The sequence below is a fragment of the Pseudomonas sp. 22490 genome (genome assembly GCF_052044465.1).
In the GTDB taxonomy this organism is placed as follows: Bacteria; Pseudomonadota; Gammaproteobacteria; order Pseudomonadales; family Pseudomonadaceae; genus Pseudomonas; species Pseudomonas aeruginosa.
The window spans coordinates 38,957-51,509 of the sequence record NZ_JBQENS010000011.1 but is presented as its reverse complement, the minus strand read 5'-3'; the positions used below and the strand labels follow the sequence as shown (position 1 = coordinate 51,509).

At 65.1% G+C, this 12,553-nt stretch carries 11 protein-coding genes and 1 pseudogene; 7 read left to right on the top strand and 5 right to left on the bottom strand.

From position 1 onward, the window contains the following. Positions 1-57: 57 nt before the first annotated feature. The 3 genes and pseudogenes from ACTJJX_RS14305 to ACTJJX_RS14295 form a co-directional block, all read right to left on the bottom strand. Entirely contained in the window at positions 58-861 is an 804-nt protein-coding gene (locus tag ACTJJX_RS14305; RefSeq protein ID WP_016852630.1) for an MlaA family lipoprotein, read from the bottom strand. A gap of 3 nt (positions 862-864) precedes the next feature. Further along, complete coding sequence (locus ACTJJX_RS14300; RefSeq protein ID WP_016852631.1) at positions 865-2,226, bottom strand: alpha/beta fold hydrolase; 1,362 nt, start codon at positions 2,224-2,226, stop codon at positions 865-867. Between the two features lie 142 nt (positions 2,227-2,368). Continuing rightward, a pseudogene (locus ACTJJX_RS14295) lies at positions 2,369-2,585 on the bottom strand (DUF2061 domain-containing protein). A gap of 293 nt (positions 2,586-2,878) precedes the next feature. Between ACTJJX_RS14295 and ACTJJX_RS14290 the strand changes: the two are divergent. From ACTJJX_RS14290 to ACTJJX_RS14260, 7 genes are all read left to right on the top strand, one after another. Beyond that, positions 2,879-3,736, top strand: a complete 858-nt coding sequence (locus ACTJJX_RS14290; protein WP_003114808.1) for a glycine betaine ABC transporter substrate-binding protein — start codon at positions 2,879-2,881, stop codon at positions 3,734-3,736. A gap of 217 nt (positions 3,737-3,953) precedes the next feature. Next, positions 3,954-4,265: a DUF485 domain-containing protein gene (locus ACTJJX_RS14285; protein ID WP_003091547.1), complete on the top strand. Its 312-nt coding sequence runs from the start codon at positions 3,954-3,956 to the stop codon at positions 4,263-4,265. After that, a complete protein-coding gene (locus ACTJJX_RS14280; protein ID WP_003091546.1) occupies positions 4,262-5,917 on the top strand; it encodes a cation acetate symporter in 1,656 nt (551 codons plus the stop codon). The genes ACTJJX_RS14285 and ACTJJX_RS14280 overlap by 4 nt, the downstream gene beginning before the upstream one ends. Before the next feature lie 89 nt (positions 5,918-6,006). Then, entirely contained in the window at positions 6,007-7,806 is a 1,800-nt protein-coding gene (locus ACTJJX_RS14275; RefSeq protein WP_003116398.1) for a CBS domain-containing protein, read from the top strand. Further along, positions 7,803-8,429 (top strand): 3'-5' exonuclease, encoded by a 627-nt coding sequence (locus ACTJJX_RS14270; protein ID WP_003114810.1) that lies wholly within the window; start codon positions 7,803-7,805, stop codon positions 8,427-8,429. Before ACTJJX_RS14275 ends, ACTJJX_RS14270 begins: the two co-directional genes overlap by 4 nt. Before the next feature lie 108 nt (positions 8,430-8,537). After that, on the top strand, positions 8,538-8,696 hold the full coding sequence (locus tag ACTJJX_RS14265) for a DUF3309 family protein (protein WP_003109182.1): 159 nt from the start codon (positions 8,538-8,540) through the stop codon (positions 8,694-8,696). 259 nt (positions 8,697-8,955) lie between these two features. After that, positions 8,956-10,080 (top strand): GNAT family N-acetyltransferase, encoded by a 1,125-nt coding sequence (locus ACTJJX_RS14260; RefSeq protein WP_003114811.1) that lies wholly within the window; start codon positions 8,956-8,958, stop codon positions 10,078-10,080. Between the two features lie 32 nt (positions 10,081-10,112). On the opposite strand, the gene ACTJJX_RS14255 is transcribed toward ACTJJX_RS14260, so the two are convergent. Together ACTJJX_RS14255 and ACTJJX_RS14250 are read right to left on the bottom strand one after the other, a co-directional pair. Further along, entirely contained in the window at positions 10,113-10,379 is a 267-nt protein-coding gene (locus tag ACTJJX_RS14255) for a DUF2790 domain-containing protein (protein WP_003091540.1), read from the bottom strand. 281 nt (positions 10,380-10,660) lie between these two features. Continuing rightward, entirely contained in the window at positions 10,661-12,493 is a 1,833-nt protein-coding gene (locus ACTJJX_RS14250) for an ABC transporter ATP-binding protein (RefSeq protein ID WP_003109184.1), read from the bottom strand. Positions 12,494-12,553: the final 60 nt, after the last annotated feature.

The following is a 12,553-nucleotide window of genomic DNA, read 5'->3' as shown; positions in this document are numbered from 1 at the left end:
GTTATTGGATTGTTTTGAGAAAAAGAAACCGCCGCACCAGGGCGGCGGTTCTTCGTCTTACTCGGCGATCTGCAGCTTGCGCGCCTCGGTATAGATGTAGCGCAGTTTCTCGTACTCGAACGGCGAGTTCATCTGGCCGTAGCGGAAGCTGGTGTTGTAGCGCTTGTCCACCACGCGCAGGGCGGTGATCTCCGGGTGGTCGCCGCTGGCCTGGGGAACGTTGAGGTAGTTCACCTGGTATTCGCCGACGTAGTCCACCACCAGTCCGCCGGTGTCGCGCAGGTTGGACGGGCCGAGGATCGGCAGCACCAGGTAGGGGCCGCTGCCCACGCCGTATAAGCCGAGGGTCTGGCCGAAATCCTCGCTGCGCTTGTGCAGGCCCATCCTGGTCGCAGGGTCCCACAGGCCGAGCACACCGAAGGTGGTGTTGAACAGCAGCCGCGCGGTGGTTTCCATCGCCGCCTTGCCCTTCAATTGGGCGAGGTTGTTCAGCAGATTGGGCACGTCGCCGAGGTTGTCGAAGAAATTGCTCACGCCGCTGCGGACGAAGTGCGGGGTGACGTATTCGTAGCCTCGTACCACGGGCAGGAACACCCACTCGTCGAAGCGATAGTTGAAGTGGTAGACCCGGCGGTTCCAGGATTCCCAGGGATCGTACATGTTCAGTGCGTCGAGGGTGGCGCGCTCGAATTCGCGTTGATCCAGGCCGGGATTGAACTTGAGTTGGTCCAGTGGACGGCTGAAACCGTCGCCGTCGAGCTGGCGTGGCGGCAGTTCGGCCGGCGCGGCGGCCTCGTCGGCCTGGGCGCTGGCGGCAGCGCTCAGCAGAAGGGCGAACATCCAGTGTGCGGTTCGGCTCATCGATCAGTTTCCTGCCTGCTGGGTGAGGGCCGCGCTGGCGACCTTGGTCTGTCCGGCAGCGGGCGTGGCGAAGAAGTCCAGCATGTCCTGCGCGTTGACCTTGTAGTTGAGGTTGCCGCAGTGACCGCCATAGGGATAGACGGTCAGGCGTTCGCCGAAGGTCCGGCGGAGGAAGCCGAGGTCGCCCGGGCCGAGGATGACGTCGTCGGCGTTGTGCATCACGGCGATCTTCGGGCTGTCGTGCAGATAGTCCTGCAGCTTGTAGAGGCTGACCTGGTTGACCAGTTGGGTCAGGCTGCCGCCGTCGTAACGGGCTCGCCACATCGGGATCAGTTGCTCGGTCATGTAGCACTCGAAGTCGCACTGTAGCGCGCGCTTGAAGAAGGGCTCCAGGCTGGTGCCTTCGTTGATCGGGTAGTTCGGCGGGGTGATCAGGCCGCGACGGTTGACCAGGTCCGAGGTGAAGGCGATGTCGGCGGCGGAGAAGCGGAACGAGGTGCCGATCAGCATGGCCATTTCTTCGTTGCTCAGGCGTTGCTTTGACTGCTGGAAGTCGTAGAGCATGGCGTCGTTGATGTCGACGTAGCCTTTCTGCCGGAAGTAGCGGGTCAGCTTGCTCAGCACCACCTCGTAGAAGGTGCGCGAGTCAGTGATGCCCTTGACCTGGGTTTCCACCAGTTTGTCGAGGTTGCTCACCGAGGTGTAGAGGTTCACCGGTGGGTTGAGCAGCAGCACTTTCTTGAAGTTGAAGCTCCGGCGGCTTTCGTCGAGGTGGCTGACGAACGCGGCGTTCAGCGCCCCCAGGCTATAGCCGGTGAGGTAATAGTCGGTCACCGGCAGGTCGCGCTGCTGCGCGCGCACCGCCTGCATCACCCGGTACAGGTCATCGGCGTCGTCGCTGGAAAAGCCCGGTGTGGCGAAGCGCGAGGCGCTGGCCATGAAGTCCCAACTGGTCGGCGAGGACAACTGCACCACGTGGTAGCCGGCCTGGTAGAAGAGCTTCTTCAGGTATTCCGGGAAGCTGCTGGCGTAGTGGGCGCCAGTCCCGGCAATGATGAAGATCAGCGGCGCCGCATGATCCTGGCGGGCCAGGCGGTAGCGCAGCTTCTTCACCGGCCAGAAGTTGTCCGGCAGGGCGAACTCGCGCTCCGGGCGCAATTTCAGGCTGTAGTCCTTCTGGTCGATGTCCTCGCTGTGCGGAAGCTCGGGACGCAGTTCCGGCGGCGTGGTGGCGATGGTCGCCTCGAACGGGTTGGTCAGTGGATAGCCGTAGCTCGCGGCGTCCACGTCCCGGGCCTGCGCCAGATTGGCACAACCGAGGGCGAGGCCGCCGAGCAGGGCAGCGAAACGGAGGAAGTGGGGCATCGGGGGAATCCCTTCGAGGGAAAAGTACTGAGTGAATATACTGCCGCTATTACAACTGCAAGCCTCAGTAGTGCAGTGGGTTATTGCAGCCAGCGTTCCAATCGGTCTTTCCCGCCTCTTGCCGTGCCTCGCGAATATCCCTTCAGGCGTGGCGGTGCAGCCAGCCATGGGCGCTAGCCGGGCGCGCCGTCTTTCTCGAAGCGTTTCCAGATCTTCTCGTGGAAGTAGAAACCGACCGAGTTGCACAGCGGCTCGACCGCCGCCACCAGCCCGCCGACCGCTATGCTGCCGGTCAGCGCATAGGCCACGCTGAAGGCGATGATGAAGTGCATGACGGTGAAGGTCAGGGTCTTGAGCATGGCTGCTCTCCTTTGATCGAGAATCATTCCTCTTTGGCAAAAGCCTATCCAGGCGCTCGGCCAAGCGGAAATCGGCCTGTCCAATCGAGTGCATAGAGCGCTTCGATCGCACTGTCTCGGAGCACATCCGCAGCGTGCCGCAGCGCAGTTCGAGGCATGTCGTTATCGGGTGCGATGGGTGTCGTTCTCAGAGCAGTCCGCCGTCCGGGCGCGCCGATGATGGACGGCGGCACCGCAGAGTGCCGCGACCGCCGGGGAGCGTCCCCGTCGGCATAGAACAAGGGGTACGTCTGATGCGAATGATGCGACGACTGTTGTGCTGGAGTGCGGGCCTGGCAATGTCGGCGGCTGTGGGGATGGCGGCCGCGGCGGACAAGCCGGTGATCACCATCGGTTACGTGGACGGCTGGTCGGACAGCGTGGCGACCACCCATGTGGCCGCCGAGGTGATCCGCGAGAAGCTCGGCTACGAGGTGAAGCTGATGCCGGTGGCGGCGGGGATCATGTGGCAGGGCGTGGCGCGCGGCAAGCTCGATGCCATGCTCTCGGCCTGGCTGCCGGGCACCCACGGCGCCTACTACGAGAAGATGAAGGATAAGGTGGTCAACCTTGCCATCAACTATCCGGACGCACGCATCGGCCTGATCGTCCCCGAATACGTGAGCGCCAACAGCATCGCCGACCTCCAGGCGCAGAAGGACGCTTTCGGCGGCCGCGTGGTGGGTATCGATGCCGGCGCCGGGGTGATGATCAAGACCGACGAGGCGATCAAGCAATATGGCCTCGACTACAAGCTGGTGGCCAGTTCCGGCAGCGGCATGATCGCCGAGCTGACCCGTGCCGAGAACGAGAAGAAGCCGGTGGTGGTGACCGGCTGGATTCCGCACTGGATGTTCGCCAAGTGGAAGCTGAAGTTCCTCGACGATCCGAAGAAGGTCTATGGCGATACCGAGCATGTCGACACCGTCGCCAACCCGGCGCTGGAGGCCAAGGCCAAGCCGGTCTGGGAGTTCCTGAAGAAGTTCGGCTGGAAGGATGGCAACGAGGTCGGCCAGGTGATGCTGGCGATCCAGGAGGGCGCCAAACCCGAGGATGCGGCGAAGCAGTGGGTGGCGGCCAACCCGGGACGGGTCAAGGACTGGGTGCAGTAGCACGGCTGGTTCGATCGGGGAACGCCGTGCCCGGGCAACCGGGCACGGCGTTTTTCCTTGCCGAAGGCTGGCTCCGGAATCTGCCGGAAGGCCCGGGAATACCGGTCTAGAGCGGCTGGCGAAACGCTACGACTAAAGTCGTCTGGAGCGCTTGCACCAGCGTCCTACAGTGGATATCGACGACATTCCGCGTCACCCCGCTGTGAGGATAAAAACAATGAACGACAGCATCTACCAGCGGATTGATACCAATCCGCGCTTCAAGGAGTTGGTGGCCAAGCGAGAGCGTTTCGCCTGGATACTTTCTTCGATCATGCTTGGCCTCTACGTGATATTCATCCTGCTGATCGCTTTCCAGCCGCAGCTGCTGGGCGCGCGTATCAGTCCCGATTCGTCCGTGACCTGGGGCATCCCGATGGGTGTCGGACTGATCCTTGCCGCGTTCATCCTGACCGGCCTGTACGTGCGTCGCGCCAACGGCGAGTTCGACAGCCTGAACCAGGAAATCCTCAAGGAGGCGCAGCAATGATCGCTCGTCTCCTTGCCGCGCTCGGCCTTGCGGCCTTCGCTCCGGCCCTCTGGGCCGACGCGCTGACCGGCGACGTGCAGCGCCAGCCGCTGAACGTCTCGGCCATCGTCATGTTCGTCGCCTTCGTCGGCGCGACCCTCTGCATCACCTACTGGGCATCCAAGCGCAACCGCTCGGCGGCCGACTACTATGCCGCAGGCGGCCGCATCACCGGCTTCCAGAATGGCCTGGCGATCGCCGGCGACTACATGTCGGCGGCATCCTTCCTGGGTATTTCGGCGCTGGTCTTCACTTCCGGCTACGACGGCCTGATCTACTCGATCGGCTTCCTGGTCGGCTGGCCGATCATCCTCTTCCTCATCGCCGAGCGCCTGCGCAACCTGGGCAAGTACACCTTCGCCGACGTCGCCTCCTACCGCCTCAAGCAGAAGCAGATCCGCACCCTGTCGGCCTGCGGCTCGCTGGTGGTGGTGGCGTTCTACCTGATCGCGCAGATGGTCGGCGCCGGCAAGCTGATCGAGCTGCTGTTCGGCCTCAACTACCATGTCGCGGTGGTCCTGGTGGGCATCCTGATGGTGCTCTACGTGCTGTTCGGCGGCATGCTGGCGACCACCTGGGTGCAGATCATCAAGGCCGTGCTGTTGCTCTCCGGCGCCTCGTTCATGGCGATCATGGTGCTCAAGCACGTCAACTTCGACGTCAGCACGCTGTTCTCCGAAGCCATCAAGGTGCATCCGAAGGGCGAGGCGATCATGAGTCCGGGCGGCCTGGTCAAGGATCCGATCTCGGCATTCTCCCTGGGCTTCGCGCTGATGTTCGGCACCGCCGGGCTGCCGCACATCCTGATGCGCTTCTTCACCGTCAGCGACGCCAAGGAAGCGCGCAAGAGCGTGTTCTACGCCACCGGTTTCATCGGCTACTTCTACATCCTGACCTTCATCATCGGTTTCGGCGCGATCCTGCTGGTCAGCACCAACCCGGACTTCAAGGACGCCACCGGCGCCCTGATCGGCGGCAACAACATGGCGGCGGTGCACCTGGCCGACGCGGTGGGCGGCAGCCTGTTCCTCGGCTTCATCTCGGCGGTGGCCTTCGCCACCATCCTCGCGGTGGTCGCCGGGCTGACCCTGGCCGGGGCCTCGGCCGTCTCCCATGACCTGTACGCCAGCGTGTTCAAGGGCGGCAAGGCCAACGAGAAGGACGAGCTGCGGGTCTCGAAGATGACCACCGTGGCCCTGGGCGTGGTCGCCATCGTGCTCGGCATCCTCTTCGAGAAGCAGAACATCGCCTTCATGGTCGGCCTGGCCTTCTCCATCGCCGCCAGCTGCAACTTCCCGGTGCTGCTGCTCTCCATGTACTGGAAGAAGCTGACCACCCGCGGCGCCATGATCGGCGGCTGGATGGGCCTGATCACCGCGGTGGGCCTGATGGTCCTCGGCCCGACCATCTGGGTGCAAATCCTCGGCCACGAGAAAGCCATCTACCCGTACGAGTACCCGGCGCTGTTCTCGATGATCGTCGCCTTCGTCGGTATCTGGTTCTTCTCCATCACCGACAAGTCGGCGGCGGCCGACGAGGAGCGGGCGCGCTTCTTCCCGCAGTTCATCCGTTCCCAGACCGGCCTGGGCGCCTCTGGCGCGGTGGCCCACTAAGCGCTACGTGAAGACGTAGCCCGAGGCGGCGGCCGGATTTCCGGTCCGCCGCCTTTCGTTTCAGCGTCCCGGTTACAGCGAGATGAGCCATGCCTGACAGTTTCAACTTCGCCTCGCCGCCCTTCGACCAGTTGCGTCCCCATCAGCGCGAGACCCTCAAGCAGGCCCTCAGCGTAGGCTACTACGCGCCGGGGGAAACCTTGCTGGAGGCCGGTTCGGCGGTCCCCGGGCTGTTCGTCCTGCTCAAGGGCGTGGTCGAGGAGCGCGGCGACGACGGGCGAGTGTTCGCCCAGTACGCCGCGGACGACCTGTTCGACGTCCGCGGGCTGTTTTCCGGCAGCAGCAAGCATCGCTACCTGGCGATCGAGGAAAGCATCGTCTACGAACTGCCGGCCAGTTGCTTCCACCAGTTGTGCGGGGAGAACCCGGGTTTCGCCCGGTTCTTCCAGGCCGACCTGGCGGCCAAGCGCCAGTTGGCCCAGCGCGACGGGCAGAACCTTGCCGAGTTCATCCTTACCCGCATCGCCCGCGAGCACTTGCTGCCGGCGCTGGAGGTGGAGGCCTCGCTGTCCCTCGGCGACGCCGCGCGCCTGCAATTGAGCCACGGCGCCGATGCCCTGCTGGTGCGGCTGGAGAGGGACGGGCCCGAGCTCGGCATCGTCACCCGCACCGACCTCATGAGCGCGCACTTCCGCGACGGGCGCAGCGAGCTGGAGGCTATCGGGCCGTTGGCCCATGGTCCGCTGGCCAGCGTCGAACTGGGCGATTTCCTGTTCGACGCGATGATCCTCATGACGCGCCAGCGTATCGAGCGGGTCGCGGTCACGGAGGACGGTCAGGTGATCGGCCTGTTGCACCTGACCCAGGTGCTCAGCCTGTTCTCCACCCATTCCCACGTCCTGGCGCTGCGCATCGCCCGCGCCGACGACCTCGGCGACCTGCGCCGCTGCGCGGAAACCCTGGACACCCTGATCGCTACCCTGGCCGGCAACGGTATCCGCCTGCGCTTCATCATGCAGCTGGTCAGCGCGCTCAACGAGCAATTGCTCGAACGGCTTTTCGAATTGTTGCTGCCGCCAACCCTGCGCGGGCGCTGCTGCTTGCTGGTGATGGGCAGCGAAGGACGCGGCGAGCAGTTGCTGAAGACCGACCAGGACAATGCCCTGGTCCTGGCCGACGATCTGCCGCAGGAACAGGCCCTGGCGATGATGCAGCGCTTCAGCGCGGCCTTGCTGGAGTTCGGTTATCCGCCCTGTCCCGGAGGGGTAATGGCCAGTCGGCCGGAATGGTGCAAGCCGCTGGCGGCCTGGCAGGCGGAGCTGCGCGGGACGCTGCTGGAGGGCAAGCCGGAGCAGCTGTTGCGCCTGTCGATCCTGGCCGATGCCTGGCCGGTGGCCGGCAACCTGCAGCTGTTCGAGCCGTTGCGTCGGCAACTGCGCGGTTTCGCCGACGGCGGCGAGCGCTGGCTGGCGGATATCGCGGCGGCGGCCCTGCAATTCGATACGCCGCTGACCTTCCTCGGCCAGCTGAAAACCCAGGACGCCCGCCTCGATCTCAAGCGCGGCGGGATCTTCCCCATCGTCCACGGCATCCGCACCCTGGCCCTGCGCGAAGGCCTGGAGACCCGCGGGACCCTGGCACGGATCGAGGCGCTGAAGCGACACAAGGTCCTCGAAGCACGCCTGGCGGACGACCTGAGCGAGTCTTTCGAGCTGTTCCTGCAACTGCGCCTGACCCGCCAGTTGGCCGGCCAACGCGACGGTCGCCAGCAGGGCCTGGACGTCAGCGGCATGAGCCGCCACGATCGCGACATGCTGCGCTACGGCCTGCATGTGGTGAAGAAGTTCAAGCAGAGCGTGGCCCGTCAATTCCACCTGGAGACCCGATGAACACCATGGTCAAGTTGCCCGACAGCCGCTGGCCGGGCTGGCGCCGCCGGCTGTATTGGTGGATGCACGAGGCGGTCGAGGCGGAGGAAGTGATCTCCCTCGATCTCGAGACCACCAGCCTCGACCCGCGTCGTGCCGACATCCTCAGCATCGGCGCGGTGCTGGTGCGGCGCGGCAAACTGGTCATGGGTGAGCGCCTGGAACTCTACGTCGAGCCGCCGCCGAGCCTGGATGCGGAGTCGATCCGCATCCACAAGCTGCGCCGCGCCGACCTGGAGGGACAGTTGCAGCTGGAGCAGGCCCTGCGCCAGGTGCTGGCGTTCATCGGCGACCGACCGCTGCTGGGCTACTATCTGTCGTTCGATGTCGCCGTGCTGAACCGGCACCTGCGCCAGCTCCTCGACCGACAGTTGCACAACCCCTCCATCGAGATTTCGTCGCTGTACCACCGGAAGGTCAGCCGGCATTTTCCCGACGCACACATCGACCTGCGCTTCGACACCCTGGCGCGGGCCCTGGATGTGCCGGTCAGCGGTCGCCACACCGCCCTCGGCGACGCCCAGGCGGTGGCGCTGATGTTCATGCGTCTGCTCAAGGGGCCGGCGCCCAAGGTCATCCACTGAGGCTGGAGGTCGCGGATTTATTGAATCTTCGTTGCTCGGCGGGGGTCGAGAACTACAAGGGCGGAATCTCCCGCCCTTTGCCCCATGAGCCGAACAGGAGCGACGCCCATGAGTCTCGGTACGATTCTTCTGATCATCCTGATCCTGCTGCTGATCGGCGGTCTGCCGGTCTTTCCTCATTCGCGCAACTGGGGCTACGGGCCCTCGGGGATCATCGGCGCATTGCTGGTGGTGCTGTTGGTCCTGTTGCTGCTGGGCATGATCTAGGGCCCGATCGGGAATGCCGTCGCGGCGGGTATCGGCGGATAACGCCTCCGGCGTTATTCGCCCTACGCGGAGGGTTCCCAGCTTTCGCTCCGCCGTTGCGGCGGGGTATCGGCGGATAACGCCGTTGGCGTTATGCGCTCTACGTAGGATGGATCGAAGCCTTCGCTTGGTGAAGGGCGGTTTCATCGCGGGTCCGCCGGGCGCTTTTTTTCCATCGACCGGCTTCACTTGCCTTGCGTCTCGCGCCAGACTGGCGCGCATGCCGATCCAGACGCTTGCCACCCTTGCCGATATCGACGCCGCCGAGTGGGACGCCTTGCTGCCTCCCGCCCAGCCATTCCTGCGTCATGCTTTCCTGTCCGCGCTGGAAGACAGCCACAGCGTGACGCCCGCTACCGGCTGGCGCCCGGCTCATCGCGTGCTGCGCGATCCGCAAGGGCGGCTGTGCGCGGCGCTGCCGGCCTATGTGAAGGCGCACTCGTACGGCGAATACGTGTTCGACTGGAGCTGGGCCGACGCCTGCCAGCGGGCCGGTATCCGCTACTACCCGAAGCTGCTGGTAGGGGTGCCCTTCACCCCGGTCGCCGGTGCGCGCCTGCTGGGCGAGGACGAAGGGTTGCAGGGGCTGCTCGCGTCCCTTGGCGAGGAGGCCGAGGCGAGCGGTCTGTCGAGCATCCATGTGAATTTCACCGACGCCCGGGCGGACACCTTGCTTGCCGCGCGTGACGGTTGGCTCGAACGCCTGGGTTGCCAGTACCACTGGCACAACCGCGGCTATCGGGACTTCCAGGACTTCCTCGAGGCCCTCAGTTCGCGTAAGCGCAAGCAACTGCGCAAGGAGCGCGAACAGGTCGGCGGACAGGGCATCGAGTTCGAATGGCGGGAAGGCGGCCAGTTGTCCGAACTGGAGTGGGATTTCGTCTATCTCTGCTACGCCAACACCTACCTGGTGCGCGACCGCGATCCCTACCTGAGCCGCGAGTTCTTCGGCCTGCTGGCCGAGCGCATGCCGGAGGCGATCCGCGTGGTCTTCGCCCACCAGCGTGGCAAGCCGGTGGCGATGGCGTTCAGCCTGGTCGCTGGAGATACCCTGTACGGGCGCTACTGGGGATGCCTGGCCGAGTTCGACCGGCTGCACTTCGAGACCTGCTTCTACCAGGGCCTGGAATTCGCCATCGGCGCCGGCCTGGCGCGCTTCGACGCCGGCGCCCAGGGCGAACACAAGCTGATCCGCGGTTTCGAGCCGGTGCTGACGCGCTCCTGGCACTACCTGGCGCATCCCGGTCTGCGCGATGCCGTGGCGCAGTTCCTCGAACAGGAGCGGGCGGGTGTGCGCGCCTACGCCGAGGAGGCCCACGGCCTGTTGCCCTACCGCCAGGCCTGAAGGGGGCCGGAACGATAGGGCGTGGCGTCCGCTCAGCCGTTGCTGGTGCTGCCGCCCCATTCGAGGAAGCGGATCTTGTGCAGCTCGCCGCTATGGTCCTCGTAGACCACGGTCACCGGCACTACGCCGGTCCTGGTCGAATTGTCGGTACGGTGCAGGACATTCTTCACGTCCAGTTGCATGCCGTAGTGGTATTCCTCGACCGGCAGGCCGCGGCCCGGGTCCTTGTCCACGTCCTGGGCGAAGGCCATGGGGGCGAGGCTGGTGATGACGGCGGACACGACAGAGGCAAGTTTCATTCTGTGATTCTCCGTAGCGATGGGGCGAAATCCCCGGTACCGAGCACTGGCATCCTTGGTCGTCCGTGGCCGACGCCAGGTGGACGGGGACGATGCGGCAGGCGTCGGGATCGAGCCGGGGCACGGGTTCGATAAGAACACCGTTTCGCTGGCGGAAAAAATCGAAGCGCGTGCTAGTCGAGATCGACGGCGGTGATGATTGCCGCGAAAAGGCCCGTTGCAGAGCCTTTGACAAGGTCACCCAGGCCGGGCGGCGCGAGCCGCCGCCCGGTGCCGAGGCTTCAGTCGACGCCGACGAAGCCGCCGGTCTGGTGTTGCCAGAGGCGCGCATAGAGGCCGCCATGGGCGAGCAACTCGGCATGCGTGCCGCTTTCGGCGATGTGGCCCTTGTCCAGCACCACCAGGCGGTCCATGCGCGCAATGGTCGACAGGCGGTGGGCGATGGCGATCACCGTCTTGCCCTGCATCAGGGTCTCCAGGCTTTCCTGGATCGCCGATTCGACTTCCGAGTCCAGCGCCGAGGTCGCTTCGTCGAGGATCAGGATCGGCGCGTCCTTGAGCAGCACCCGGGCGATGGCGATGCGCTGGCGCTGGCCGCCGGAGAGCTTCACTCCGCGTTCGCCGACATGGGCGTCGAAGCCGCGGCGGCCCTCGGCGTCGCTGAGCAGCGGGATGAACTCGTCGGCGCGAGCCTTGCGCACCGCTTCCATGAGTTCCGCGTCGCTGGCGCCGGGGCGGCCGTAGAGCAGGTTGTCGCGGATCGAGCGGTGCAACAGCGAGGTGTCCTGGGTGACCATGCCGATCTGCGCGCGCAGGCTTTCCTGGGTCACCCCGGCGATGTCCTGGCCATCGACCAGGATGCGTCCGCTCTCCAGGTCGTACAGGCGCAGCAGCAGGTTGACCAGGGTCGACTTGCCGGCGCCGGAAGGTCCGACCAGGCCGATCTTCTCGCCGGGCCGGACCTTCAGGTCGAGACCCTGGATCACGCCGCTGCCCTTGCCGTAGTGGAAGGCGATGTGCTCGAACTCCACCTCGCCGCGCTCTACCCGCAGCGGCTGGGCGTCCTCGCGGTCGACCACCTTGCGCGGCAGGGCGATGGTCTGCATGCCATCCTGGACCTGGCCGATGTTCTCGAAGATGCCGCCGACCACCCACATGATCCAGCCGGACATGTTGTTGATGCGGATCACCAGCCCGGTGGCCAGGGCGATGGCGCCCACCGAGATCAGCTCCTGGCTCCACAGCCACAGGGCCAGGCCGGTGGTGCCAGTGATCAGCACGCCGTTCATCACCGTGATGGTCACGTCCATGGAGGTCACTACGCGCCCGGCGCGTTGCGACTTGAGGGTCTGGTCGCCGATCGCTTCGCGGGCGTAGTCCTCTTCCTGGCGGGTGTGGGCGAACAGCTTCAGCGTGGTGATGTTGGTGTAGCCGTCGACGATCCGCCCCATCAGCTTCGAGCGCGAATCCGAGGCCTCCACCGAGCGGCGCTTGACCTGGGGAACGAAGTAGGCGAGGGCGCCGACGTAGGCGAACACCCACAGCACCAGAGGGATCATCAGGCGCCAGTCGGCCTCGGCGAACAGCACCAGGGCGCTGACGGTATAGATCAGCACGTGCCAGAGGGCGTCCACCACCTGCACCGCCGAATCGCGCAACGAGTTGCCGGTCTGCATGATGCGCTGGGCGATGCGCCCGGCGAAATCGTTCTGGAAGAAGCCGAGGCTCTGCTTGAGCACGTAGCGGTGGTTCTGCCAGCGGATCAGGTTGGTCATGCTCGGGTTGATGCTCTGGTGCACCAGCATGTCGTGCAGGGCGTTGAACAGCGGGCGCAGGACCAGCGCCACCACCGCCATCCAGATCAGTTCGTTGGCGTGCACGCGGAAGAACTCCGCGCTGGGCGTGCTCTGGGCGAGATCGACGATGCGGCCGAGGTAGCTGAACAGCGCCACCTCGATCAGCGCGACGATCAGGCCGACCACCAGCAGGGCCAGGAACACCGGCCAGACCTGGCGCAGGAAGTAGACATAGAAACGCAGCACTTCGCTGGGCGGCATGCGTTCGGAAGCACTGCGGAACGGGTCGATCAGACGTTCGAAACGACGATAAAGCATGATGGCTCTCTTCTGGAGCGGGCCCGTCCTGGGCCCGCCGGATCAAGCCCCTGCGGCTGG

Coding starts and splice junctions, on each gene's coding strand:
- ACTJJX_RS14305 (WP_016852630.1), bottom strand. CDS start 861: ATGAGCCGAACCGCACACTGGATGTTCGCCCTTCTGCTGAGCGCTGCC.
- ACTJJX_RS14300 (WP_016852631.1), bottom strand. CDS start 2,226: ATGCCCCACTTCCTCCGTTTCGCTGCCCTGCTCGGCGGCCTCGCCCTC.
- ACTJJX_RS14290 (WP_003114808.1), top strand. CDS start 2,879: ATGCGAATGATGCGACGACTGTTGTGCTGGAGTGCGGGCCTGGCAATG.
- ACTJJX_RS14285 (WP_003091547.1), top strand. CDS start 3,954: ATGAACGACAGCATCTACCAGCGGATTGATACCAATCCGCGCTTCAAG.
- ACTJJX_RS14280 (WP_003091546.1), top strand. CDS start 4,262: ATGATCGCTCGTCTCCTTGCCGCGCTCGGCCTTGCGGCCTTCGCTCCG.
- ACTJJX_RS14275 (WP_003116398.1), top strand. CDS start 6,007: ATGCCTGACAGTTTCAACTTCGCCTCGCCGCCCTTCGACCAGTTGCGT.
- ACTJJX_RS14270 (WP_003114810.1), top strand. CDS start 7,803: ATGAACACCATGGTCAAGTTGCCCGACAGCCGCTGGCCGGGCTGGCGC.
- ACTJJX_RS14265 (WP_003109182.1), top strand. CDS start 8,538: ATGAGTCTCGGTACGATTCTTCTGATCATCCTGATCCTGCTGCTGATC.
- ACTJJX_RS14260 (WP_003114811.1), top strand. CDS start 8,956: ATGCCGATCCAGACGCTTGCCACCCTTGCCGATATCGACGCCGCCGAG.
- ACTJJX_RS14255 (WP_003091540.1), bottom strand. CDS start 10,379: ATGAAACTTGCCTCTGTCGTGTCCGCCGTCATCACCAGCCTCGCCCCC.
- ACTJJX_RS14250 (WP_003109184.1), bottom strand. CDS start 12,493: ATGCTTTATCGTCGTTTCGAACGTCTGATCGACCCGTTCCGCAGTGCT.